The organism is Natronomonas amylolytica (assembly GCF_037031205.1).
In the GTDB taxonomy this organism is placed as follows: Archaea; Halobacteriota; Halobacteria; order Halobacteriales; family Haloarculaceae; genus Natronomonas; species Natronomonas amylolytica.
The window spans coordinates 245,063-269,083 of sequence record NZ_JAYEZM010000005.1 but is presented as its reverse complement, the minus strand read 5'-3'; the positions used below and the strand labels follow the sequence as shown (position 1 = coordinate 269,083).

At 63.7% G+C, this 24,021-nt stretch carries 27 protein-coding genes; 10 read left to right on the top strand and 17 right to left on the bottom strand.

Annotated elements, in window-relative coordinates; genetic code table 11:
- Positions 1 to 40 precede the first annotated feature (40 nt).
- From U5914_RS09245 to U5914_RS09235, 3 genes are read left to right on the top strand one after another with little or no spacing between them, the layout of a single operon-like run.
- The gene (locus U5914_RS09245; protein ID WP_336135467.1) at positions 41 to 727 is read left to right on the top strand and encodes a potassium channel family protein; all 687 of its coding nucleotides are present in this window, start codon (positions 41 to 43) and stop codon (positions 725 to 727) included.
- 1 nt (position 728) lies between these two features.
- Positions 729 to 971: an Lrp/AsnC family transcriptional regulator gene (locus tag U5914_RS09240; RefSeq protein WP_336135466.1), complete on the top strand. Its 243-nt coding sequence runs from the start codon at positions 729 to 731 to the stop codon at positions 969 to 971.
- 57 nt (positions 972 to 1,028) lie between these two features.
- A complete protein-coding gene (locus tag U5914_RS09235) occupies positions 1,029 to 1,370 on the top strand; it encodes a DUF7113 family protein (RefSeq protein WP_336135465.1) in 342 nt (113 codons plus the stop codon).
- A 651-nt stretch (positions 1,371 to 2,021) separates the two neighbouring features.
- On the opposite strand, the gene icd is transcribed toward U5914_RS09235, so the two are convergent.
- On the bottom strand, positions 2,022 to 3,278 hold the full coding sequence (gene icd / locus U5914_RS09230) for an isocitrate dehydrogenase (NADP(+)) (protein ID WP_336135464.1): 1,257 nt from the start codon (positions 3,276 to 3,278) through the stop codon (positions 2,022 to 2,024).
- Between the two features lie 149 nt (positions 3,279 to 3,427).
- On the opposite strand from icd, the gene U5914_RS09225 reads away from it, so the two are divergent.
- Positions 3,428 to 4,333 (top strand): isoaspartyl peptidase/L-asparaginase, encoded by a 906-nt coding sequence (locus U5914_RS09225; RefSeq protein ID WP_336135463.1) that lies wholly within the window; start codon positions 3,428 to 3,430, stop codon positions 4,331 to 4,333.
- Positions 4,334 to 4,406: 73 nt separating this feature from the next.
- Positions 4,407 to 5,768 carry a 7,8-didemethyl-8-hydroxy-5-deazariboflavin synthase subunit CofH gene (cofH, locus tag U5914_RS09220; RefSeq protein ID WP_336135462.1) on the top strand — a complete coding sequence of 454 codons (1,362 nt, stop codon included), beginning with the start codon at positions 4,407 to 4,409 and terminating at the stop codon, positions 5,766 to 5,768.
- Position 5,769: 1 nt separating this feature from the next.
- Here cofH and cofG read toward each other — a convergent pair whose 3' ends face one another.
- From cofG to U5914_RS09185, 7 genes are all read right to left on the bottom strand, one after another.
- Positions 5,770 to 6,894 (bottom strand): 7,8-didemethyl-8-hydroxy-5-deazariboflavin synthase subunit CofG, encoded by a 1,125-nt coding sequence (cofG, locus tag U5914_RS09215; RefSeq protein ID WP_336135461.1) that lies wholly within the window; start codon positions 6,892 to 6,894, stop codon positions 5,770 to 5,772.
- A 219-nt stretch (positions 6,895 to 7,113) separates the two neighbouring features.
- Positions 7,114 to 7,716 carry a 2-phospho-L-lactate guanylyltransferase gene (gene cofC / locus U5914_RS09210; RefSeq protein ID WP_336135460.1) on the bottom strand — a complete coding sequence of 201 codons (603 nt, stop codon included), beginning with the start codon at positions 7,714 to 7,716 and terminating at the stop codon, positions 7,114 to 7,116.
- The gene (locus U5914_RS09205; protein ID WP_336135459.1) at positions 7,717 to 8,472 is read right to left on the bottom strand and encodes a hypothetical protein; all 756 of its coding nucleotides are present in this window, start codon (positions 8,470 to 8,472) and stop codon (positions 7,717 to 7,719) included.
- Entirely contained in the window at positions 8,462 to 9,634 is a 1,173-nt protein-coding gene (locus tag U5914_RS09200; protein WP_336135458.1) for a tubulin/FtsZ family protein, read from the bottom strand. The genes U5914_RS09205 and U5914_RS09200 overlap by 11 nt, the downstream gene beginning before the upstream one ends.
- 116 nt (positions 9,635 to 9,750) lie before the next feature.
- Positions 9,751 to 10,797, bottom strand: a complete 1,047-nt coding sequence (locus U5914_RS09195; protein WP_336135457.1) for a complex I NDUFA9 subunit family protein — start codon at positions 10,795 to 10,797, stop codon at positions 9,751 to 9,753.
- 87 nt (positions 10,798 to 10,884) lie between these two features.
- A complete protein-coding gene (gene rnhB, locus U5914_RS09190; protein ID WP_336135456.1) occupies positions 10,885 to 11,517 on the bottom strand; it encodes a ribonuclease HII in 633 nt (210 codons plus the stop codon).
- A 49-nt stretch (positions 11,518 to 11,566) separates the two neighbouring features.
- The gene (locus U5914_RS09185) at positions 11,567 to 12,124 is read right to left on the bottom strand and encodes a response regulator (protein ID WP_336135455.1); all 558 of its coding nucleotides are present in this window, start codon (positions 12,122 to 12,124) and stop codon (positions 11,567 to 11,569) included.
- Between the two features lie 199 nt (positions 12,125 to 12,323).
- On the opposite strand from U5914_RS09185, the gene U5914_RS09180 reads away from it, so the two are divergent.
- The gene (locus U5914_RS09180) at positions 12,324 to 12,473 is read left to right on the top strand and encodes a hypothetical protein (protein WP_336135454.1); all 150 of its coding nucleotides are present in this window, start codon (positions 12,324 to 12,326) and stop codon (positions 12,471 to 12,473) included.
- A 6-nt stretch (positions 12,474 to 12,479) separates the two neighbouring features.
- On the opposite strand, the gene U5914_RS09175 is transcribed toward U5914_RS09180, so the two are convergent.
- Together U5914_RS09175 and U5914_RS09170 are read right to left on the bottom strand one after the other, a co-directional pair.
- On the bottom strand, positions 12,480 to 13,313 hold the full coding sequence (locus tag U5914_RS09175) for an RNA ligase family protein (protein WP_336135453.1): 834 nt from the start codon (positions 13,311 to 13,313) through the stop codon (positions 12,480 to 12,482).
- Between the two features lie 130 nt (positions 13,314 to 13,443).
- Positions 13,444 to 14,409, bottom strand: a complete 966-nt coding sequence (locus U5914_RS09170; protein WP_336135452.1) for a winged helix-turn-helix domain-containing protein — start codon at positions 14,407 to 14,409, stop codon at positions 13,444 to 13,446.
- Between the two features lie 243 nt (positions 14,410 to 14,652).
- Between U5914_RS09170 and U5914_RS09165 the strand changes: the two genes are divergently transcribed.
- Complete coding sequence (locus tag U5914_RS09165; protein ID WP_336135451.1) at positions 14,653 to 15,078, top strand: ester cyclase; 426 nt, start codon at positions 14,653 to 14,655, stop codon at positions 15,076 to 15,078.
- Positions 15,075 to 15,815: a hypothetical protein gene (locus U5914_RS09160; RefSeq protein ID WP_336135450.1), complete on the top strand. Its 741-nt coding sequence runs from the start codon at positions 15,075 to 15,077 to the stop codon at positions 15,813 to 15,815. The genes U5914_RS09165 and U5914_RS09160 overlap by 4 nt, the downstream gene beginning before the upstream one ends.
- 156 nt (positions 15,816 to 15,971) lie before the next feature.
- Here the strand turns inward: U5914_RS09160 and U5914_RS09155 are convergent, their stop codons facing one another.
- The 3 genes from U5914_RS09155 to U5914_RS09145 all read right to left on the bottom strand — a co-directional run bounded on the left by U5914_RS09155 (position 15,972) and on the right by U5914_RS09145 (position 18,203).
- Positions 15,972 to 16,625, bottom strand: coding sequence for a lactate utilization protein (locus U5914_RS09155; RefSeq protein WP_336135449.1), 654 nt, complete (start codon positions 16,623 to 16,625; stop codon positions 15,972 to 15,974).
- A 227-nt stretch (positions 16,626 to 16,852) separates the two neighbouring features.
- Complete coding sequence (locus U5914_RS09150; RefSeq protein WP_336135448.1) at positions 16,853 to 17,611, bottom strand: glucose 1-dehydrogenase; 759 nt, start codon at positions 17,609 to 17,611, stop codon at positions 16,853 to 16,855.
- Between the two features lie 286 nt (positions 17,612 to 17,897).
- Positions 17,898 to 18,203, bottom strand: a complete 306-nt coding sequence (locus U5914_RS09145; RefSeq protein ID WP_336135447.1) for a hypothetical protein — start codon at positions 18,201 to 18,203, stop codon at positions 17,898 to 17,900.
- A gap of 169 nt (positions 18,204 to 18,372) precedes the next feature.
- Between U5914_RS09145 and U5914_RS09140 the strand changes: the two genes are divergently transcribed.
- Positions 18,373 to 19,269 carry an NAD-dependent epimerase/dehydratase family protein gene (locus U5914_RS09140; RefSeq protein ID WP_336135446.1) on the top strand — a complete coding sequence of 299 codons (897 nt, stop codon included), beginning with the start codon at positions 18,373 to 18,375 and terminating at the stop codon, positions 19,267 to 19,269.
- A gap of 260 nt (positions 19,270 to 19,529) precedes the next feature.
- Entirely contained in the window at positions 19,530 to 19,898 is a 369-nt protein-coding gene (locus U5914_RS09135) for a HalOD1 output domain-containing protein (protein ID WP_336135445.1), read from the top strand.
- Positions 19,899 to 19,980: 82 nt separating this feature from the next.
- Here the strand turns inward: U5914_RS09135 and U5914_RS09130 are convergent, their stop codons facing one another.
- The 4 genes from U5914_RS09130 to wecB all read right to left on the bottom strand — a co-directional run bounded on the left by U5914_RS09130 (position 19,981) and on the right by wecB (position 23,479).
- Positions 19,981 to 20,262, bottom strand: a complete 282-nt coding sequence (locus U5914_RS09130; RefSeq protein ID WP_336135444.1) for a PadR family transcriptional regulator — start codon at positions 20,260 to 20,262, stop codon at positions 19,981 to 19,983.
- A 79-nt stretch (positions 20,263 to 20,341) separates the two neighbouring features.
- A complete protein-coding gene (locus U5914_RS09125; protein WP_336135443.1) occupies positions 20,342 to 20,965 on the bottom strand; it encodes a DUF7344 domain-containing protein in 624 nt (207 codons plus the stop codon).
- Positions 20,966 to 21,089: 124 nt separating this feature from the next.
- On the bottom strand, positions 21,090 to 22,382 hold the full coding sequence (locus tag U5914_RS09120; RefSeq protein WP_336135442.1) for a nucleotide sugar dehydrogenase: 1,293 nt from the start codon (positions 22,380 to 22,382) through the stop codon (positions 21,090 to 21,092).
- Positions 22,379 to 23,479, bottom strand: a complete 1,101-nt coding sequence (gene wecB, locus U5914_RS09115; RefSeq protein ID WP_336135441.1) for a non-hydrolyzing UDP-N-acetylglucosamine 2-epimerase — start codon at positions 23,477 to 23,479, stop codon at positions 22,379 to 22,381. Before wecB ends, U5914_RS09120 begins: the two co-directional genes overlap by 4 nt.
- Positions 23,480 to 24,021 lie beyond the last annotated feature (542 nt).

Below are 24,021 nucleotides of genomic sequence, written 5' to 3'. Positions count from 1 at the left end.
CAGAGTAACATTATTGGGGCCGGTCGCCGTAGGGACCCCCATGAGATTCGTTATCGTTGGAGCTGGCCGCGTGGGGATGCGAACCGCCCGCGTGCTGCGCGATGAGGGCCACGACGTCGTGCTCATCGAACCCGAGGAGACGAAGGTCGAACGACTCGAAGACGAGGGCTTCGAGGTGGTACGGGGCGACGGCAGCGACGAGGAGACCCTCGTGAGCGCCGGCCTCGAAGACGCCGACGGCCTCGGCGGCCTCTCCGGTGATTTCACCGCCAACGTCATCGCCTGCATGATCGCCAAGTCCCACGGCTGTCGGACCGTCCTCCGGGTCGACGACGACTACCGCGAGTACGTCATCAGCAAGTACGCCTCCGACGTCGACGAGGTCATCTACCCCGAACGGCTCGGCGCTATCGCCGCCAAGAACGCGCTGGTCGGCGGCAACGTCCGCGCCGTCGCCGACATCGCTCAGAACCTCCAGCTCGTCCAGTTGACCGTCACCGAGGATTCGCCGATGCGCGGGTACACCCTCTCGGAGCTGGAGCTGCCCGCCGACGCGCGGGTACTGGCGTTCGGCAAGGAATCGGGAGCGCTGGAACTGCCCCACCCCGACGTCTCCCTCGAAGTCGGCGACCGACTCGTCGTCATCGCCGATTTCAGCGTCCTGCAGGACGTCCAGCAGATTATCGTCGGCGGCAACGACCACGCGGTCGCCGCGGGAGGTGTCTGAAATGGTCGTCGCATACGTCATGGTCAAGGCTCACACCGGCGAAGCCGACCGCCTCAAGCGGGACATCGAGGGCATCGAGGGCGTCGTCTCCGCCCACATCGTCGCCGGCGACGTCGACCTCATCGCCAAGGTCGACGTGCCGTCGCCGGCCGACGTCAAGGACATCGCCGCCACCGAAATCCAGAACCTCGACGGCGTCGAGGACACCCACACCTACGTCGCGATGGCCGACGCCGAGGCCTGACCCGGCAACTACCCCGTTCGGCGCACGGTTTTTATCCCGCAACGTCGTAGTGTGCGTATGCTTCACATCCGTGGGCACGCCGGGGGGACGGCGCTTACCGGGACGCTCTACGAGCGCGGCGAGGACCCACCGCAGTTCCGGGGCGCGCCCGACGACGAGGCGCCTTACGTGTGGGTCTGCGATGCCTTCTACCGGGTCGAAAGCGGCGGGACGACCCAGACCATCGACGGCGAGGAGATTCAGGTCGCCTTCGAGTCCCCGATGCCGCGCGGCTTCGAGGAACGGGGCGAGGCTATCGAAGCCGCCAAAGAACACGTGCGGACCCAGTTCGCTCGACTCGGGGTTCCCGAGGGGGACGTGCGTCTTGAGGTTATCGAGGTGGCTGAAGACCCCGCCTAGGACTATTTAAATTCGGATTTTCTTAGGACAGTTACTCGAAAGGGACCGCAACCTCCGAAGCCCTCAGCCGGGTGGCGGTCGCTCAGCGGGATATCCTCACTTCGTTCGGATAGAGCCCGCTTAGCGACCCCACTTCGTCGCCAGCCGACTTCGCCCTTCGATTCCGCCAGGGACCGAACCACACACCTCCCCAGCCGACTCCCTCCTTCGCTGCGCTCAGTCGGTCGTCCCTCGCACGGTTTCGTCCGACCGCCGCTCACGGGAGCGTTCGCGGCGGTCGCCCAGCGCGCGCCTATTGAATGGTTAATTGGCCGGGAGCGAGTGGTCGCTCTCGACGACCCTCGCGAGCTGTTGTGAGGGCGAGCGAAGCGAGTCCTCGGTGCGGTGAGCGGGCCGTAAGCCCGCGCAACCCGGGGAAGGGCAGGCGCGGTGCAGTTCCTCGGAGGACGGAAAGGGCGAGGCGCGGTGGCGCCGGAGGGGAGTCGCTGAACGGGCACTACCCGACCGAAGGGAGGGTATCCCATTCAGCGACCGCCAGCGCGCCGAGGGCTTTCCGGCTGTTGACGGTTGAGCAGTCGCCAAGCTCTATTTATAAATGGACGATGGGAACAACGAAGCGAAATAAGAAAACGAAATTTAGCTACAACGACCCTAGGCGAGGTCGTAGAGGTTGTCGACGACTTCCTGCGCGTACTCGCTGGTCGCGAGTTTCTCGCCGCCCTCGATCTGGCGTTCGATGTCGTAGGTGACCTTCTTCGAGGAGATGGTCTGCTCGACGGCGTCGCGGATGAGGTCGCCGGCGTCGTCCCAGCCCATCTGTTCGAGCATGATGCGGCCGGAGAGGATCATCGCGGAGGGGTTGACCTTGTCCTGGCCGGCGTACTTGGGTGCGGAGCCGTGGACGGGCTCGGCGAGGACGCGGCCGTCGCCGATGTTGGCGCCGGGCGCGATGCCGAGGCCACCGATCTGGGCGCCACAGGCGTCCGAGAGGTAGTCGCCGTTGAGGTTCGGCAGCGCCAGCACGTCGTACTGGTCGGTCCGGGTGAGGATCTGCTGGAGCATGTTGTCGGCGATGCGGTCGTTGACGACGACGGCGTCCTCGGGCTGTTCGCCGTCACGCTCCTCCCAGAGCGTGTCCTCGGTGATGACTTCGGTGCCGTACTCCTCCTCGGCGACCTCGTAGCCCCAGTCGCGGAAGGCGCCTTCGGTGAACTTCATGATGTTGCCCTTGTGGACGAGCGTGACCGAATCGCGGTCGTTTTCGAGGGCGTAGTCGATGGCCTTGCGGACGAGGCGCTTGGTGCCGAATTCGGTGATGGGCTTGATGCCGATGCCGACGGGACCGTCGTGGATGGTCGAATCGAAGCCCATCTCGTCTTCGACGAAGTCACGGACCTTCTCGACGTCGTCGGTGCCGGCCTCCCACTCGATGCCGGCGTAGACGTCCTCGGTGTTCTCCCGGAAGGAGACCATGTCCATCTGCTCCGGGCGCTTGACGGGCGAGGGGACGCCGTCGAGGTGGTAGGTCGGCCGAACGTTCGTATAGAGGTCGAGCTTCTTGCGCAGCGCGACGTTGAGGCTCCGGAAGCCGGCGCCGACGGGCGTCGTCAGCGGGCCCTTGATGGCGACCTTGTACTCCCGGATGGCGTCGACGGTCTCCTCGGGCAGGTTCTCGTCGTAGCGTTCGCGGGCGGATTCGCCCGCGTAGACGCGCATCCAGTGAATCTCCCGTCCCGTCGCGTCCGCGGCGGCCTGCAGCACCTTCTGTGCGGCCGGTCCCACGTCCGTCCCGATTCCGTCCCCGTGAATGATGGGAATGATGGGGTCATCAGGTACGACGAGTTCGTCGTCCTCCGTTACCTCGATTTTCTCGCCCTCGGCGGGCACCTCGACTTTGTCGTATCCCATATGGATGGAATTCTACGGGCCCCCTGAAAGGCGTACCGCTCTCGCGGCGAATTTTGCATGAACAAACGGGAAGGACTTTATCAAGTGGCCGACCGTCCGAAACTGCCCGAAGGCACAAGGCGTAACTCGCCGTCGGCCGCAGTCGAGATATGCGCATCATCGTCCATGGCGGCGCCGGAAGCCCGCCCGACGAACCCGACGAGCGTCAGCAGGTACTCGACGAGGCGGCCGCCGCAGGTACCGACGAAACCGATCCGACGGAGGCGGTCCGCGCGGCGATTCGGACACTGGAGGCCGACCCGTGGTTCAATGCGGGCGTCGGGTCGGCCGTCCAGTCGGACGGCTACATCCGAACCGACGCGGGCCTGATGACCGACGACCGCGAGGCCGGCGCGGCCTGCAGTATGCCGGGCGTCGAGGCGGCCATCGACGTCGCCCGTCTCGTCAAAGAGGAGACGCCGCACGTCATGCTGTCGGGCGTCCACGCCGTCGACCTCGCGGAGGCCTACGGCGTCGAGACGGGCGTCGATTTGTGGTCCGAGCGGATGCAGGAGAAGTGGGACGACCTCGACGAGTATCCCGAGGGCGACAAGCAAAATCACGCCGAGTGGGTTTCCGAGCGCTTCGGCGGCGACCCCGAAGGGGAGCAGTATTCCGACGACACTCCCACGGACCGCGACCACGACACCGTCGGCGCGGTCGCCACGGACGGCGACCACATCGCCGCGGCCACCTCGACGGGCGGCCGGTGGCTGGCGCTTGCGGGGCGGGTCGGCGACGTGCCGCAAATCGGTTCCGGCTTCTACTGCTCGGAGGTCGGTGGCGTCTCGGCCACCGGCGCCGGCGAGGACATCGCCCGCCTGAACCTCTCCCGTCGCGCCAGCCAGTTCCTCGAGGACGGCCTCGACGCCCAACAGGCGGCCGACGCCGCGGTCGCGGAGTTCGGCGACCTCGTCGAGGGGTCGGCAGGCGTCATCGTCATGACACCCGACGGCGACTACGGGGAAGCCTACAACAGTGACGCCATGCAGACGGCCGTCGACGGCGAGCTCTGAGACGGCTGCCGGAACGCCTGACCGAATCGCCGGTACCCGTGGGGGTTTTGGGGTTCGAAAAGAAGGGGGTGATATGGATGCGTTCGAGGCGTCGGCGAACGTCCCCCGCGAGGAGTTCGCCTTCGATCACCGGCCCGAAACCGACCAGTCATTCGAAAACGCGCTGGAGAAAGCGCGGGCCGGCAACCGCCTCGATGTCGACGACGCCATCGAACTGCTGACGACCGGCAGCGACACCGAGGGTATCGACCTCCAGCGCAAAGAGCAGGTGCTGGAGGCCGCCGACCGCCGCCGCGCGGAGGTGGTCGGCGAGGAGGTCACCTTCGTTGCCAACATCAACAACAACGTCACGACCGCCTGCAACGTCGGCTGTCTGTTCTGCAACTTCAAGGACGCCGCCCAGCGGTTCGAAGCCGACTACGAGGGCGAGAACGCTGGCTTCACCAAGACGCCCGAGCAGTCTCGCGACATCGTCGCCGACGCCGTCGACCGCGGCGTCTACGAGGTGACCTCGGTTTCGGGCCTCCACCCCGCCTTCGCCCTCGACGAGGAACACCGCGAGATACTGGAGGCCAAAACCGAATCGCTCGCCGAGGCAGGCGAGTTGAACTACAAGCCCCCGGAAGAATACGACGACGACCCCGGCACCTACGTCGAGCAGATGAAAGCGATGAGCGCCACGGGCGCCCACGTCCACTCGATGACGCCGGAGGAGGCCTACCACGCCCGCCGCGGTACCGACTGGTCCTACGTGGAGGTCTTCGAGCGGCTCAAGGACGCCGGCCTCGACTCCGTGCCGGGGACGGCCGCCGAGATACTGGTCGACGAGGTCCGGGAGGTCATCTGTCCCGGCAAGGTGGGCGCCGACGAGTGGGTCGAAGCCATGACCGCTGCGGCCGAGGTCGGCCTCGATACGACGGCGACGATCATGTACGGCCACGTCGAAAACGAGGCCCATCGTGCGATGCATCTCGACCGGATTCGCGACCTGCAGGAGGAAACCGGCGCGATTACGGAGTTCGTTCCCCTCTCGTTCATCCACCACGACACGCCGCTGAAGGAGCGCGGCATGGTCGAGGCCGGCGCGACGACCGACGAGGACGAGTTGATGATCGCCGTCTCGCGGCTCTTTCTCGACAACGTCGACCACATCCAGTCCTCGTGGGTCAAGTACGGCGACACACAGGGGCTGAAGATGCTGAACTGCGGGGCCGACGACTTCATGGGCACGATTCTCTCCGAGGAGATCACCAAGCGCGCCGGCGGCGACTATGGCGAGTTCCGCTCGTTCCAGGAGTACGTCGACATGATTCGCTCCATCGGCCGCGTGCCGGTCGAGCGGTCGACCGACTACGAGCAGCGTCGTGTCATCGACGACGAGGCGGACGTCGGGCCGAAACTCGGGTCGGAGGCCGACGGCACGCCGCTGCTCTGAGCTACGTGAACGACGACGCCATGCGGTCGTCCAGTCGCTTCCGGTAGCGTCGTCCAGCCTCGGTTTCTGCCCGGAGTTCGCCTTCGATGCGCTCGGAGAGCCACCCCTCCGCGACGTATCGCTCGTGGACCGGCAGGCGCTCGGTGAGAGGGACGCCCGCATCCTCGGCGATGTCCTCCAGTTCGCGCAGGGCGGGCCACTTGTATTCGGGGTTGATGTGGTCGTCGGTGACCGGCGAGACGCCGCCCAAATCGTCGACGCCGCAATCCAGCAGGTCGCGAACCGGCGCGAGGTTGGGCGGCGACTGGACGCTGATCTCGTCAGGCAGGCCGAACCGCGCCATCGCCGTCACACGGCGCATGTCGTCGATATCTGGCGACCCCTCCTGCCAGCGCTCGTTGTCGACGACTGGTTGGACGATGACCTCCTGAATGTGGCCGTAGCGCTCGTGGAGTTCGCGGATGGCCAGCAGGCTCTGGGCACGGTCCCGCCAGTTCTCGCCGACGCCGACGAGGATGCCGGTCGTGAAGGGCACGCCCAACTCGCCAGCGACGGCGAGCGTGTTGAGTCGCTGGCCCGGACTCTTGCTCCGGGGGCCGCCGTGGGCCTGCACCTCGGCGGTCGTCTCCAGCATGACGCCCATCGAGGCGTTGCGGTCGGCCACCTGTTCGATCTGCTCGCGGGTCTGGTCGCCGGGATTCGAGTGCGGGAGCAGGCCACAGTCCAGCGCTATCTCGCAGGCCTCCCGGAGGTAGCCGTGAATCGAGTCGTGGCCCCACTCGTCGAGTTGGTCGTGAATCCGGGTGTAGCGGTCGTCGGGGTCGTCACCGAAGGTAAAGAGCGCCTCCGTACAGCCGGCGTCGGCGCCGCGCTCGCAGACGTCCCGAACCTCTTCGGGCGACAGCAGCGACGCCTGTCCCGGCGGGTCGTAGTAGGTGCAGTACGTGCAGGTATAGCGGCAGGCGGTCGTCAGCGGGACGAAAACGTTGCGCGCGAAGGAGAGTTCCGGCGCGGCCTCGACGTCCTCGGGACCGACATCGAGCAGTCGCTCGACGTCCGCGTCCTCGACGGTGACCTCCCGACCGTAGTCTTCGGCGCCGAACACACTCGATGCTGTGTCGGTCATAGCATAAAAGGCTCGCCGTCGGGCGGTGGGCGTCGCCGAAAACGGGCGGGCGACGACCCGGCGATTCCTCAGGGTGCCCTCGACCGGAGTCGGGTCGCCACGCGGTCCCGCGCGAGGAGTTGGTCCCCCACGCACCGTTCTGTTCGTTGGCGGTGGTCAAAATACTTGCCACCCCGACAAACGCGACCCCATCGAAGGCGACCTTTATTCCCCAAAGGGCTACGCCCGACTGACGAGCGTTCGACCGGTCCCCGAATCGAGTTCGAAACCGGCGGTTTCGAGCCACCGCTTCGCTCGCCCCTCGCCGTGTAAGAGCACCTCGGCGAGGTCCCGCCGCTCGTCGATGTCCACCGCGAGCCGGAAGGAATCGACCGTCGCCGTCGAGGCGCCGACCGCCGCGGCGATGTCGCGGTGGTCACGGACCGACGTGTCGTGATAGTCGACGCGGAACTCGGGGTGGCGGACGACCAGCGCGTTCGTGCCGCCGCCGAGGCCCGGCGCGATGGCCACCTCGGCGTCGGCCTCGTAGAGTCGCTCGATGGCATCGGGCGTCGCCAACGCGAGGTCGGCCATCACGACGGCCGTCAGCGGGTCGAGGCGGGCGTTGACCGCCTCTGAAAGCGGCCGGTCGTCCACGACGACGGGATACGGACAGTCGACGTCGGCCGTCGAGAGGACGGTCGGGTCACCGCCGGCGTCGCTGACGGCCTCACAGACGTCGAGAAGCATCGCCCGCGAGAAGTCGTCCCGTTCGGCCGCCGAGAGGATGTCGTCGAGTCGGGTCTTCGGCTCGGTCGCCGCGAACGGAACGAGCGTGTCCATCTACCGGAGTCGGCTCGGGCCCTGCTGGCGGGACTTGTAGAGGTAGTAGCCACCGCCCAAAAGCAGGAGGACGACGACCGCTGCCGCCCCGTAGAGCAGGAAGCTCTGTCGCGTCTGGGTCTGGGTCGCCTCGTTTTCGGCCTGCGAGGCGAGGTCGACGGCGTTGTCGAAGTTACCGGCCTCGTAGGCCGAGATGGCGTTCTGTAGCGTCTGTTCGGCCTCGGAATCGCCCGAGTCCTCGACGACCGAACTGGCGTTGTCGATAGCGTTGCGAGCCGTCTTGCTCTCGTTCGTGTAGGGGTGGGCGTCGTGGGAGGCGACCTCCTGCTGGGTGCCGCCGTCGCGGACCTGCGTGAAGTTGGCGACCGTAAAGCGCTCCTCGGGGTCGTAGCTCAGGTTGCCGATTTCGGGCGTCGTGCCCGTAATCTGCACCTCGACGCGGCTGGTGCCGTCGTCGATGTTGATATCCTCGTCGAACTCCTGACCGTCCGTGGAGGTCTGGTCGATCTGGTTGCCGGCCTGGTCGTACTGGACGACCGTCCACGTGACGTTTGTGAGTTCGGTCTCACCGTTGAGCGTCCACTGTTCGAACTCGTTGAACAGTTCGGTCAACTCGAAGGTGGCCTCGTAGTCGGTACCGACTTCTGACTCTTCGGGAAGCTCCTGGGGGGCGCTCTCGACGGCCGCCGCTGAGCCAACGGCCAGCGACGAAACGAGCAACCCGGCGACGAGGAGCGACAGTAGCTTACTGCTCATCATCGTCGCCGTATTCGATAAGGTCCTCTAAGTCGTCTTTGCTTTTTGCTCGGAGTTGTTCGACGTTCTCCTCGGCCTCGATGGCCGTCCGTTGCATCTCCTTGACGCGGGGCACCTCCGTCACGCCGGAGAGGACGACGATGGCCGCGACCCGGTCCTCATTGGGCAGGGGGTAGTCCCCGGCCCGGACCTCCATACACCCGGTCTTCTCCTCGAGCCATTTCCGCGCCTTGTCTATGCCTTTCCGGTTGAGGGCGTCCGGCGGGCCGGAGACGAGAAGCAGCGCGCGCTCGGTGCTGTCGACCTCACACTGGAGAGTGAGTTTGCCGAGCGTCGCCCGGCGGACCAGCGACGTGATGCGGTTGGTGGCGTCGCCGGAGCTTTCCAGTCCGTTGTCGTCGTTACCGCCGCGAAGCCGGCCGAGAAGTCCCTTCTCTTCGGTTTCGATCTCCTCGCTGGCGTAGCCGACACTGGAGATGCCCTCCTCGCCGAGCGTGTTGATGATCTCGGAGGCGTCGACGACGCTTTCGGCCACGTCGTCGCCGAGGGCTTCGACCTCGCCCGCGGAGAACAGCGCGCCGAAGCGGGAGACGATTTCGGAGTTGATCTCGGTGTAGCCCTCACCGAGGCTCTCGCCGCCAGTCTTGAAGGCGTCGTTGTCGAAGCCGAGCAGGTTGTCGACGTTCTTGACGAACTCCTGGAAGGAGCGGGCGGCGTTGCGGTTGTAGATGCCGCCCTCGTCGCGGGCGGGCAGTACGCCGAGTCCGTAGACGGGTTCAACGTAGAGTCGCTGGAGATGTTCCGCGAGGACCGGCGCGCCGCCGCTGCCGGTGCCGCCGCCGAGACCCGCGATAATGAGGAAAGCGTCGATTTCGCTGCTCGTCATCTGGTCGATGGCGCTTTGAATCTCCTCCATGTCCTCCCGCGCACATCGCTCGCCGAGTTCGGGTTCGGTGCCAGCGCCGTGGCCCTTAACGACGGATTGACCGATGAGAACGCGGTTCTCCTTAGGGATGTAATCGAGGCCCATAAGATCGGCCTTGGCCGTGTTCACCGCGACGGCGTGGCCGATGATACCAGTGCCGCGAGTAGAGTCGTATTCGAGAAACCGGTCGGTGATTTTCCCGCCGGCTTGCCCGAAGCCGATCATTGCGAGTTTCATATCGTTACTTATCCCGATAGCGTACCACGGGAAGGATAAGCTTTCGGCCCAAATCGAAGCGCAAGGGCCTCTCAGCACCGAATCGTCTGACACACGTCAGCGCCTGTTAGGCCTGCTCAATCGTCGATTCTCTCGGGGGCGACGCCGAGGTACTCGGCGACCGTCATGAGGTCGTCCTCGCTGATGCCGAAGGCCGCCACGTCGTTGTCGTCGGTCGTGTTGTCGAACTGCAGCGAGCGGAACTGGTCCGAACCCATCCGCGGCACGCCCGGCAGGGCATCGATGATGGATCCGGGTACGTAATCCAGCGACTTGAGGCCGATACCCGCCAGCACCATCGGAATCGGGACGATGTCGACGGGCTTGTCGTCGGCCGCATGGGCGAGCGTGGCCACCTCCGCGAGCGTCAGCACCTCCGGACCGCCGACCTCATAGATTTGGCCGACGTGGGGGTCCGTGTCCTCGTCTTCTCCATCGTCCTCGTCGACTTTGCGAACGGCAGCCGTGAGTTCCTCGTCGAGTTCGCCAGCCTCGGTTTCGGCTTCCGCCCCGTCTTCGTCGGGGGCCGTCCCCTCGATAGCGTCGGCGAGCATCGGCACGAGGTCGCCGACCCAGATGGGCTGGAACCGCGTTTTCCCGCCGCCCGGAAGCGGCGTCAGGTAGGGCGTCGCCAACTGCTTCGTGTAGGGGATGAACTCCCCGCCGTCGCCGAAGACGACCGAGGGCCGGAAGACCACCCAATCGAGCGAGGAGTCCGTGACGATACCCTCGGCGAGGCCCTTCGATTTGATGTAGGCCGTGTTGCCGTCGGGGTCGGCACCCAGCGCGCTCATCTGGACGAGTTTCTCGACGCCGTGTTCCTCGGCGGCCCGAACGACGTGGTCGGTTCCGTCCCGGTGGATGCGGAAGTGCATCTCGTTGCCGCCGCTCGGTCGGAACAGCGGCGACAGTGCCACCAGATTGACGACGGCGTCCTGGCCCTCGAACGCCGGCTCAATGGAGTCGTAGGCCGTCACGTCGCCCATCACCCGCTCGACGCCCGCCGGCAGGTCGGCTTCGTCGGGGTCCCGCGCCAGCGCCGTCACCTCGTGGCCACGCCCGTGGAGTTCACGACACAGCGTCTCACCGATGAAGCCCGTACCGCCCACGACAAGGATTCGCATATAAACTACATAGTCGCGGAATCGACATAAAGGGTCGTGGCGAGGCAACGGGCGTGGGTATTCGCTGGCGCTCCTCCTCGCCGACTCTTAAAAATCGTCCAGTCCGGACTGTTCGGCCGCCGCCAGCACGTCCGCACACGTCGCCCACGACGTACGCGCACACGCGGGCAGTTCGCCGTTGGCGTCGACGTAGTCCGCGAGGAACGCCCGGGTCGTCGGGTCGCTCGGATAGCCGCTGCCGACCCCCTCGAACTCCGCGTCGAGAGCCGCGACGTGGGCCTCGCGGGCACTCTTGGCGACGATACTGGCGGCACCGACCAGTTCGTCGGCGGCGTCGGCGCCGTGTTCGGCGGTCACCGTCGCGCCGACATCGAGTCGGCTCTCGACCCGGTCGGCGAAGCGGTCGGCGTCGACATCGCCGGCGTCACAGACACCCATATCGCCCGGCCGGACGACACCCGACAGCGCCTCGGCGTGGGCGGCGACCGTCAGGTCGTTCATGTTCCCGGCGTCGATGCGCTCCGGTGAGATTTCGGCGATGCCGACGGTTATGCGGTCATCATCGCGAATCCGTTCGGCCAACGCCTCGCGTCTGGCGTCGGAGAGCCGTTTCGAATCGTCGATGCCCTCGGGCAGGGCCGCCCGCGGCGCCCGGACCGCGGCGGCGAACATCGACCCTAACACGGGGCCCTTGCCGGCCTCGTCGACGCCGAATTCCATAGCAACGGCTGAGCGGCGATACTCGAAAAATATTGTGTTCCCGGCGACGCTATTTCAGCGAGGACAGCGCGGTCTGGAAGTTCTCGTCGTCGAACTGCTCGGCGAGGTCCGAGGTCTCCTCGCGGAGTTTCTCGATGCGGGCCAGCAGGTACTGGTACTGTGGGTCCTCGGCCAGTTCCTCGGGGTCGTGTTCGTTCTCGAGGGCGATCTGTTTCGAGAGGGCCGCAAAGAGTTTGCGGACGTTGTCGTCGTAGACCCGCCGATGGAGGAGGTGGTCGACCAACTCGAAGATATCCTCCTCGCGAATCGGCTTGGTGATGTAGGCGTCGAAGCCCATGTCCACCACGTCGACGTCGGGTTCGACGGCGGTGACCATCGCGACCTGACACTCGGGGTCGCGGTCACGGATGAGCGAGAGGACGGCGTCGCCGTCCATCCCCGGCAGTTGGCGGTCGAGTAGGACGATTTCGACGTCCTCGTCGAACTTCTGCATGGCCTCCGAGCCGTCGTGGGCGACTCGCACCGGATACTTCTCCGAGAGCCAGCCGCTGTACAGGTCCGCGAGGTCGGGCTCGTCCTCGACGACGAGAATGACGTCTTGACTCATATGAGGGTAGCGTAGGGGTTCGTGTGGGAGTAGGGGACGTGAACGATAATAAATTCCCGGTTGAAACGGGGCGGGAGCCGTCGTCTGGAGTACAGCGACGGCGTCGGCGCACGTTCGTCGCCGAGAGTCGGGGGTTTCGGTCCGGATTTGGGTCCGAATACGGTCAATAACTTTTAGGGACCTCCGCGGAGCGACGAGTATGTCGATAGGAAGCGACGTGGACGACCACACGCCCCCCGACCTCGAATCACGGATCGTCGACGATGGCGCGTGCGTGATCTATGACCCGGACGAGTCGGACGCTTGGCTGTGGTCGGACCTCGTCCTCGAAATCAACGAGTTCTGCTGAACGGCGTCAACTGTAACCCAGGTAGGCCCGCGCTCGCGTCGCGACGGCGGCCCGAAGTTCCTCGAGGTCGACGCGTTCCGGCCCCCGAACGAGGGGCTGGTACTGCTCTCGAACGATAGCCTCGAAGACGCGTTCGGCGAGTGCGTCGACGGTGGCCGACTCGTTGCGTCGTCCAAGCCGCTGTTCGACGGCCTCGAATCGCTCCTCGGTGGCCAGTTCCGAAGCGATTTCGTCGGCGGTCCCCTCGATGGCCCCAGCGTCGGCCGACTCGACATCAGACGAAAGCATCTGTCCGCGTTGGCCGCGTTTGTTGCGGACGACCACACCGGCCGCGGGCCCGTCGTACCACGCCGACTCCGGCACCGTGTACGAGTCGGGGTCGAAGTCCCGAGCCGGGAGTTCCCGCTCGAAGGCGTTCACGGCGTCGAGGCCGAGTCGGTCGAGCGCGTTCTCGACGGTGTCGAAGGTGAGATATCGCCCGTCGCTGCCCGACCAGACGTCCGTCCCGACGAACGAAGGGAGCCGCGCCCAGTCGTAGGCGACATCCTGCCGGTAGGTCGCTGTCCCGAAGAAGACGTACTCCTCGACGTCGTCGACGGCGCTTCGGAGCGCCTCCCGGTCGAGGTGCTCGCGGACGTATCGGACGGCGTGGTGGTACTGGACCGGAATCTCCTCGGGATGGAAGACTCGTTGGCTGTCACCGAATCGGATAAGGCCCGAGTCCTGCACCTGAAATCGAAGTGGCGCGCCGTCGATGTATTCGAGCAGCCACAGGTGGCCCGTTTCGGTGAGAGCGTCGGGTGCCTCGTCGATAGATGGTTGTGGCGGCGCGTTTTTCATCGGGGTCTCCGGAGAGTACGGCGGCGGGACCGTAAGCCTGCCGTCGGTTCGATAGAGTTGTCACCCGACCTCCGCGCTCGGGGGATGCCGTTCCGTGCCAGTCCGAGAGGAACCGGAGCGGGACGCTCTGTTACTCCCGGGTTGCGTCGACGACCGAGAGTTCGTCGTCGACGGTGACTGTGAGTGTCTCGTCGTTGGCGGACAAGGTGAACCTCGCTTCGAACGGGTCCACCGAGAGGACCTCTTCGTCGTAGTCGAGGAGGGCTCTGCCGAAATCCGTTCCGTGTTCGTGGGCGACAGGATTGATGCCGTGGGAAGTGAGGAAGTCGAGGACTTCGACCGTGGCGATGAGTCGGCCGAAGACGAAGGGGGCGGTCTCCTTGTGGATGCAGTTCGTGCATTGTGAGTGGAGTTGGACGGCGTGACGGCAGTCACATCGATCACAGAGGCCGTCTTCGAGGGTGTGATTCTCGCAGACGGTGACGCGCTGGTCGATGCGTGCCCCACATCGGGGACAGACCCCCGAGGCCATCGCCATAAAGTCCAGGTGGCCCCAGATGTTCGCGGTCTCCAGGGCCTCGGCGGGGGTCCGGCCTTCGAGCCCTGCGGGTGGGAGGCGGAGATGGCCCAAAAAGCCATGATCTGGCGGACTGATCGGCTCACCGGGGGCGTGCGAGGGGCCGAATGTTCCGGGGCAGTCCGGGCAGCTCATCCAGACACGTCCGTGGTGATAGCCGATCTGGAAGGGGGCACCGCAGTACGGACAGGTTCGCTTCTCGTATTCGGTTCGCTCTAGCGTGGGGGCATCGGTCACCGCTCCCGAGAGGACCGCCTTGACGACGCGTTTGCCGGCCTGCTGGAGTGTGTAGCCGTCGCTCGTCTGGCGGACGAAATGGTCTTCGAGTTGTTCGAGATGGTAACTGAAGTTCGCCGTCGTGTCGTAGTCGATACGGTCGAACAGCGTCGAGAACGGAAGCGGGTCCTCGGCTTCCCCCAGCGCCTGAAGGATCGCCATCCGTGTTTCGTTGCCGAGAATCTGGAACGCCGTGTCGGGTTCGATCCCCGTGCTGTCGTCAGGCCCCTCCTCCCCAGTCATACTGCCTACTCTCGTGGTTCTAGTGCTTATATTCTACCCGAGATTGGCTGGCTCGCGGCTTTCTACCGTCGTTGCCCGACCCCGCTGAACTGCCAACGCCAGCCCATCTACCAGCCACCATACCTATCAGCCATCCAACTATAATGCAATATAGATTACACTTATTGGCCTCTCGTGCGAACTCGCTATCACCCCGGACGCTCCCGATACGGAGCGGTCGGGCGACTGCGGGGGAGGGACACGATGCACCCAACGGACGAGGAGAACGAGGCGCTGGTCAGGCGGTTTCTGACCGACGTCATCGAGGGGGGAGATACCGACGCCAGTGACGCGTTCGTCGCTGACGACCTCGTCGACCACGACCTCGTTTTCGGCGACGAACCACCGACCGGTGCCGTGATCGCACTCGGCTGGCAGGTGTTGGCGGCCGCGGACGTCCAGATAACGATCGAGGACGTCGTCGCGACCGACGAAAGGGTCGCTGTCCGCGCAACGGTCGCCGGCATCCACCGAGAGTCACTCATCGACCTCGCGGCCTCCGGCGACACCTTCGACATCGCCTACGTGTGGTTCTTCCGGATCGAAGACGGCGTCATCACGGAGATCTGGTCGTTCCCGGACGGCCTTGGCCTCATGACCCAACTCGGGGTGGTATCGACTGTGTCATGATACCCGATAGAATCGACGAGGAACCGACCACGAAACACCAGCGGCACCAACACAGACCGATGCGAACACCAGCAAACACCAACCGGCGCACCGTATTAAGAGGTATCGGCACGAGCCTCGTCGGGGGAACCGTCCTGACTGGCTCAACAGTAGCCGCACGAGGCGGACGAACAGACATCTATCTTCGCGGGCACAATTTCACGCCGAACAAGGCACATGTTCGTCTCGGCGGCGAAGGCGGTAGCGCTACCGTCAGATGGATCAACGACGAGGGGAACTACGGCAGCGAGGAGTTGCCAGTCCCTCACGACGTCCATCTTCACCATCATCATGAGGGAAATCTGGTCAAAAGCGGGATATTCACCCAGATGAATTCGTATGACCCGGATGGGGATGGTCCCACACCAACAGTTCCTCTAGGCCCGACCTTCTACGAGGTCAAATTTAGGGAGGAGGGCAGCGATCTCGTCATCGAAGAAACGGCTGGAATGGTGAAATCTCCGCCCTTGGAGGACATTCCTCCGATATACGTCATCGAGGAATACGAAACCGCGAGAATCGAGGACTGGGGTGGCGCTGTCACCCTCGACGTCCACTGCTCGATTCACAGTCTCCTCCTCGACGTGAACGAGGGAGAGGTCGTCACCCAACGAATCCAGAGCGACGAAACCGAGCCCCCATATGAGCATCACGCGGGGTTCCTCAAGATGGACGGTGGGCTCACAGTAACCCAGTAAGGTGCGTTGCCAGTACACATATATTTTCAGACGATATATTCTGAAAACTCGTCCCGATGAGTGCCAGCCCCAACAGCAAGCAGGCGCTGAAACAATAAAAATCAGGCCACGTCCCGCAATTCAACACGACTCTTCAGTTCGTTTTAGCCGGCAGTCTCAGTACCCGAGCTGTTCGCGGACGAGGACGACGGTCGTCCGTCCCTCTTCGAGTTCCTGCCGGAAGATTAGCTGTTTAGCAATCGCGCTCTCGACGCCGTAGGCGTCCTTTGCACGCTCGTTCTCAAGCGGGTAGGCGACCGATTCGAGACGGTCGAGCGCGGCTTCGAGGTCGTCGACGATCTTGTTCACGCCGCTGACGATGACGACGTTGCTGGCCGCAAAGGGATAGGCACCGATACGGCTTCCCGAGCGGTCGGCCGCGACCAACTCACCGGTCTGTGCAATCGCGTTGATGCCACCGAGGAAGTAATCGGCCGTCTGGGCCTCGCGGCGGGCGGCCTGTCGCTCGGCGTCGTCGTCGATACTCCAGATATCGTCGGGGAGACTCTCCCAGTCGTGGTCGCCCTCGCTCAGGTATTCGGTGAACCCGATTTCTTCGAGGGTCGTCGAGTGGCCGTTCATAACGGATGCACCCGCCGGAATGTGCGACTGAATGGTTTCGAGGGCATCCTCGGCACTATCAACGACGACGGCTTTGAAGCCGTTGGCCTCGAGATTCGCTACCGTCTGGTCGATGGTGTCATCGTCGGGCTGGTCGTCAAGCGTTGCGTCGATGTCGGTCTCGTCTACGTAATCTGATTTCTGTGACATGGAGATCGGAAAGCGTTCGTGCGCACTCATGGGTAGTAGCGTGACCCCGATAAACGCTCGCGGACGCCGGTGTCAGGTAGTTACGCTGGTGTTACCCCTCGATTGGCGACCCGGTGGTCGCGTCTGGCGACGGCTGACGTGGACCGGGAGGTCGTTGCAGGAAGTGCATCGGATGAAAGGCGACGACGCGATTCAAATTGTGGGAAATCCGTACTGGCTATGCAGAGTTACTGGATGGAGTAGCCGCCGTCGACGGGGAGGGGCTGTCCGGTCACGTACGAGGCGTCCTCGGAGCAGAGCCAGACGACCGCGGAGGCTATCTCTTCCGGCTGGCCGAGTCGGCTGGCGGGAATGCCGGCGACCGTCTGCTCCATCGATTCAGGGTCCTGTTCGCCCGAACGGGCGACCATGGGCGTGTCGATGACCCCCGGAAGCACCGCGTTCACCCGGAGACCGTCGCTGCTGAACTCGACGGCCGCCGTCTTCGTCAACCCGACGACCCCGTGTTTGCTGGCGACGTACGGACTCAGGTTCGGGAATCCGAGAATGCCGGCAATCGAGGACGTGTTGACGATGGCGCCGCCGCCGCTTTCCAGCATGGCCGGAATCTCCTCGCGCATCGCAAAGAACACGCCGTTGAGGTTGATATCGAGGACCCGATTCCAGTTCGCGTTGTCCTGTTCGGAGAAGCCGACCTGGTCGCCCTCGATACCGGCGTTGTTGAACGCGAAATCGAGGCCGCCGTACGTATCGACGGCCGTTTCGACCGCCGTGGCGAGGTCGCTTTCGTCGGTTACGTCCGTCTCGACGAACGTCGCCTCGCCGCCCTCGGATTCGATCCGTGAGACGGTCTCCTCGCCGCCATCCACGTCGATATCGGCGGCGACGACGCTCGCACCCTCCTCCGCGAACCGCTGTGCAGTCGCGCGTCCGATGCCCGATGACGCGCCTGAAACCAACGCGATACCGCCATCGATACCCTTCATTCGAGATCACCCTCCCGGTCGAGGCTGGATTGGCCCGCTCCGTTGCGAGTGAACCCGCGCGCTGTCGCGGACGCCATCACGCGGTCACCTCGAAATCGACCACAGCCCGGTCACCGACTGGTACCTCCGTGCCTGATTCTGCCGGGATAGTTGATTGCATTACATAACCTAGTACGCGCTTATATCTATATCACATTTATGATGGTTAATTGAACTGAAAACATCTCTGATAGTTACGATACATCTCTCAGTAATCGCACAACCGAGAACATTAGCAGGACATTATTTAAATCAGGTCCGCAGGCGGACTCGTCTGTCGGTTGTCCGGCGTATCCGCTCGGTCTGCGGGCACCCAGACGACGGTTGGCGGGTCGTCCGTACCCTCCTCACTGGGTTCGACGTCGACGATTTCGACCTCTTTGCCCGTCTTGACCACTCGACACAGGTCGCCGATTTCGAGGCCCCGCTCCTCGCGCAGGTAGTCGAGGGCTTCCTCGCGCTTTCGCTGTTCTTCCTCGACCGGGCAGTCGTGTCGCATTCGAAGTTCCGAGAGCGTCTCGTACTCCGCCCCGCAGGCGTCGCAAGTGTGCATATCCCTACTCTCGGGGCGAGTGGTATATCTCTGGGGTTGGGACGCTGCTGTGTTCGCGCCGGTCGATTTCGGGAGTACGACGGCCACCATCGAGTATATTTCAACCCCTATATAGATATCTAAAACCGAACCACCCATCACGGATGCGGTGGACATCTAACACGAGCAGATGGAACACTCGAACGTACTCGTAACTGGTGGGGCGGGGTTCATCGGCGGCCACATCGCTCGCAGACTGGCCGACGACAACGACGTGACGATACTCGATATTCGCCCGGACGCGCCGAGCGACGCCGTCTCACTCATCGAGGGCGACATCCGTGACGAAGCCACCGTCGAGGCGGCCGTCGCGGGTGCCGACGTCGTCTTCCACGAGGCCGCGATGGTCAGCGTCGACGAATCGGTCGCGAAACCGACGGAAAGCCACGACGTGAACGCCACGGGCACGCTGAACGTGCTGGAGGCCGCACGCACGCACGACGCCCGGGTCGTGCTCGCCTCCAGCGCCGCCGTGTACGGCGACCCAAACGAGACGCCGGTTCCGGAGACACACCCCCTGGAGCCGACCTCCCCGTACGGCCTCGACAAACTCGTAAGCGACCACTACGCCCGCCTCTATCACGACCTCTACGGGCTGGAAACGGCCGCGCTCCGCTACTTCAACGTCTACGGCCCCGGCCAAACCGGCGGCGATTACGCCGGCGTTATCGAGGTGTTCCTCGAACAGGCCCGCAACGACGACCCCATCACGGTCCACGGCGACGGGGAGCAGACCCGGGATTTCGTCCACGTCGACGACGTCGTTCAGGCGAACCTCCTCGCTGCCGAAACCGATGCCGTCGGAGAAGCCTTCAACGTCGGCACCGGCGAGTCGGTCACGATTCGCCGCCTCGCGGAACTGCTTCGGGATGCCGTCGACAGCGACTCCGAAATCGTCCACACCGACCCACGCGAAGGCGACATCCAGCACAGTTGCGCCGATATCAGCAACGCGCGCGATGAACTCGGATATGAACCCGCATTCGAACTGGACGAAGGGCTACGGACGCTGATCGACTCTATATAATGCGTCTAATCTGCTCGATGTATACGGCCGTTGCAGAGACGACGGACAGATAGGGGTCCCCGATACAACGTATCGAGGCGAAATCCCACGGCTCCAACCGTGGAGCCCGAGAAATCGGACTTCTTCGTTTCTCTACTCTCGTGACATTCACGAGTAATCTCATACTTCGCTTGTGGGTATCGCGAACTGACTGGGTTGTGGGCATTTAACAAAGACGGTAGGAGACATCCAGCCGTCTAACGAGGGAATACGCCCGACAGATGACTCCAAACGAACGAACGAGGGTCGACGAGCTCGGATACGATTCGTCCACCGGCTTCTATCATCTCCACCACGACTGGGAGTCGTCCGAACCGTTATCCTATACGGTCATGCACATGATTCTGGCGCTTACGGGGGGTGATTCGATGACCAGCACCCCGCTTGCGGAGTCCATCGACCCCGACGCAATCGACCAGTTGCTCGAACACGACAGGCCGATGAGTCACCCCCACGACCGGCTGACGTTCTCACACGAAGGCTGCACGGTAACGGTACAGCGGGATGGACACGTCTTCGCTGCCCCACCGGGTGTGACTGGACATAGAGACCTCGTCGGTTCGGAGCGGGACGAGCAGAACAACGATTGATACGGCCTGCTGTACGAATTTCCGGTTCACCACAGGACGACGCGGTGCGACGAGTGGGGACCCTCGCCGTCGTGGGAGGCGGTCAAATCGAATCCATATCGACGTACTGGTTCTCCCACTGGCGGCGGTCACGGATCGCTGACTTCCCGAACTCGGTCAGCTCGTAGAAGTTGGTTCGTCTGTCGATTTGCCCCCGGTCGAGGTACCCCTGTTCGACCAACGTATCGAGGTTGGGATACAATCGGCCGTGAGTAATCCGGTCGATGGATTCCAGCAGTTCCGATTTTATCTCCTGACCCGAGGGGCGATTCAATCCCGCTGTGACGTAGAGCAAATCGCGCTGAAACGCGGTGAGTTCGAACATACCACATACACAGGGGAAGGCGACTTTGTTAGAAGCGAATAAATAATACCACAAATATGTTATTTCAGAACAACCGACATTACCGACGGAGTCGGGGACTGGCCACCCACAGAAGCGCGGCGACAGGAGGGACGGTCCAGAAGACGGCCGGCACAGTAGAGAGAACCCCGATTCCAGTCACGCCAATGGCAGTGACTACTGCCACGGCTACCGCGACCGCTAACTCCGTCCGTGAGCCCTCCGCTTCCGCCGTCTCTGGATCCGAGTCTGCGAGGTACGGGTCGAGCAGGGTGGTGTTCCGAAGTTGGATGGTACCACGGTTCTTCTCGTACTCGATGACGCCGAGGTCGTCCATCTTCGGGAGGTGACACTGGTACAGCGCGATGTAGACCCGTTTCCGTTGACTCGAGGAGACCTGTGCGACGTCGATATCGTTCTCGAGGGACGCGATGTGCTCCGCCAGAACGCCGAGTGTCGTGGTACGATCGTCCTGTCGCTTTAAGAATGCGATAACCCGCCGTCTGCGTTCGTTTTTCAGCAGCTCGAACACCTCGCCGATACCGAGGTCCTCGGCGTCCTGCTGTGTCCGTTCCGCGAGTTCGGCGAGTTGTTCGACGTCGGCCGGCCCCTTTTTGGTATCGGGTTTCGTCTTCTTTTCGGTGGAATCCGATTCCGGATGAACCGCGTCTTCGATGGTAGACATTATCGGTAGTAGAGTGCCGTTATAACCATTGTTATGAATCACATACCGCGATTCGCCGAAGGATGCCACTTCCTACCACCGAGTAACGGACTGATTACATTCGATAGCGTCCGAATATCGCGCCTCAAATTCGACGGATGACAAACCCGGCCTGACGCCACGTCGTCGGGTCGGCAATGCCCTTCGTATCGATCACCGTTCGACCACGCATCCGTTCTCGAAGCTTCGTCAGGTCCAACCGCTGGAACTCGTCGTGGTCGGTCGCGAGTATGACCGCATCGGCGTCCGTCGTCGCTGTTTGTAGATCGGTTAGCTCGAGCGTCGGGTCCGTCACGTGCGGGTCGTGAATCGCGACCTCTGGTGCCTCGACGGCGCCGCCGTCGGTGGTCACCAGTTGCTGGTCTTCGTCGACGCGCTGGAGTTCTCTGGCCAGTTTCAATCCCGGACTCATGCGGGTATCTCCGACGTTGCCCTTGTAGGCTGCCCCGAGAATCGCGATTTTCTTGCCCCCGAGGTCGCCGAGTTCCGAACGGAGTAGGTCGATAACGTAGGTCGACATGGTATCGTTCACCTGCCGAGCGGTCTCGATAAGGACGAGTTCGTCGGACCCCTCTCCGAGGAACCACGGGTCGACCGGTAAACAGTGGCCGCCAACGCCGGGGCCGGGCTGAAGGATGTCGACCCGCGGATGGCTGTTGGCGAGGCTGATGGCCTCTCGCGAATCGATACCGTAATCGCCGGCGATTTTGGCTATCTCGTTGGCGAGTGCGATATTGACGTCACGGGACGTGTTCTGAATCAGTTTGACGAACTCCGCTACCGTCGGGTCGGTCACGGTTCGAATCGACCCATCGACGAACGACTCGTAGAGCCGGACCGCGGATTCGACGGACGCGGTATCGACGCCACCGACGATTCGGTCGTTCGCCCGGAGTTCCGCGAGGATGTTTCCGGGCAACACCGTCTCCGGCGAGTGAGCGAGCGCGAAGTCGTCGCCGACCGAGAGCTCGCTCATCTCGAGTATCCTTCCCAATTCGTCGACTGTCGTCCCCGGTGGGACCGTCGATTCCAGAATTACGGTATCGCCGGGCCGGAGGGTCGGTGCGATCGCCCGTCCCGCAGAACGCACGTACTCGAGGTCCGCCGTTTTCGAGACCTGATCGAACGGCGTGGGCACGCAGACGACGTGGTAATCGGCCGCGACCGTCTCGTCGGCGATCGTCAGGTTCCCCGACGCGAACGCCCGTTCGACGAACTCACTCAGCCCCGGTTCCTCGGGCGGAACCTCGACGTCTCGCAGTCGAGCCCGCACCTCGGGGTCGGCATCGTAGCCGTGAACCTCGTGGCCGGAGTTCGCCAGCATCGCCGCTGTCGGGAGGCCGATATATCCCAGCCCGTGGACACAGACGCTACTCATTGTACCACCGGATTGCGGTCCGCGACCAGTTCCTCGACGATTCGGTCCCCCGCGTTCCCGTCCCCGAAGGGGTTCTCCCAATCGTCGTCGGTATTCATCATCTCGGCCACGCCGCGTGCGATAGTGTCCGCATCGGGGGGACAGAGCGTGTTCGCACCGACGTCGATGGTCTCCGGGCGTTCGGTGCTGTCCCGCATCGTCACGCACGGGACACCGAGGATGCAGGCCTCCTCCTGGACACCCCCGGAATCGGTGAGGATGAGCGTCGCCTCCGCTTCCAGTCGGAGGAAGTCGAGATACTCTTGGGACGGAATCGTCCGGATGGAGTCGGGGACATCGAGGTCGAATTCCTCGAGGCGTTCCTGCGCACGCGGGTGGACCGGATAGATGACCTCGACGCCGTGGGCCTTCGCAGCGCGGTCGGCGCCCCGAAGGATTTCGCGGAACCGACCCTCGTCGTCGACGTTTTCGGCTCTGTGGGCCGTCATCAGGAAGTACTCCGTCCCACGGAGCCCCAGTTCGGGAATGACGTTGCTCCGCCGTCGAGCGATTTCCCGATTGCGATACACCGCATCGACGACCGTATTGCCCGTAACCGCGATTCGCGCCTCGGGGATGCCCTCATCGAGGAGTTGCTGTCTGCTCCCGTCGGTGGGCGCGAAGAGATGCGTCGAGACGTGGTCGGCGACGATTCGGTTTATCTCCTCGGGCATATTACGGTCGAAGCTACGCAGTCCGGCTTCGACGTGGCCGAGTTCGACGTCCATCTTGCTGGCGGCGATGGCACCGGCGAGGACGCTGTTCGTATCGCCCTGCACGAGGACGACCGCCGGGGCCATGTCCTCCAGAGCGCGTTCCATGCGGATCAGCATCTCACCCGTCTGCTCGCCGTGTGAGCCGGAGCCCACGGCGAGGTTGGCGTCCGGTTCAGGTAGTTCGAGCTGGTCGAAAAACACCGAATCCAGCGTCTCCGAGTAATGCTGCCCCGTGTGCAGTATCGTGTACGGAACGTCCTTTTCGCTGCACGTGTGTATCACCGGCGCGAGCTTGATTATCTCGGGCCGGGTCCCGAGCACGAACGTTATCGGACCGTTCATATCGGGCCACTCTCCTGTCGGTCCACGAGGCGTGTTCGTGCCGCCTCGGGGACATCGGCCCCAGAAGCGATACGGGACGGTCCGGACCGTTCGGGGACGAGGGGGTCAGCTAGCACACGTGGGTCAGCGTCGATCCGTTCGATGGTGGTCTCCTCGGGGAGACGCGAACGGGGTCTGGTTCGGTTACGTTGCATGAGTATTCGGGGTTTCATCGTGGGGCGCCGCCCATATCGGAGAACATCCACGGGGCGCTGTCGTTCTCGTTGACTCCGTCCCCGGGTTTTGTTATACAGTCTCTTCGGCCCCCTCCGAAGGTTCGGGAGGGCCGCCCGACCGCGAACGGCGGCAGTCACTCCGTCACCAACCGTCTGCCGTCCCCGCTACACCATCGAACCGAACGTTCGGCATGCGACGTGATTCGGGGAGTGGGAAACCAGGCGAGTACCGGAAAGTGGAGTCACTCCCGGAAATCCCGAAGTCCGACGACCGTTGGGTTATGTTCGGCTTACCCGGAGATACGTCCGTTCGATGGCTGGTGCCGT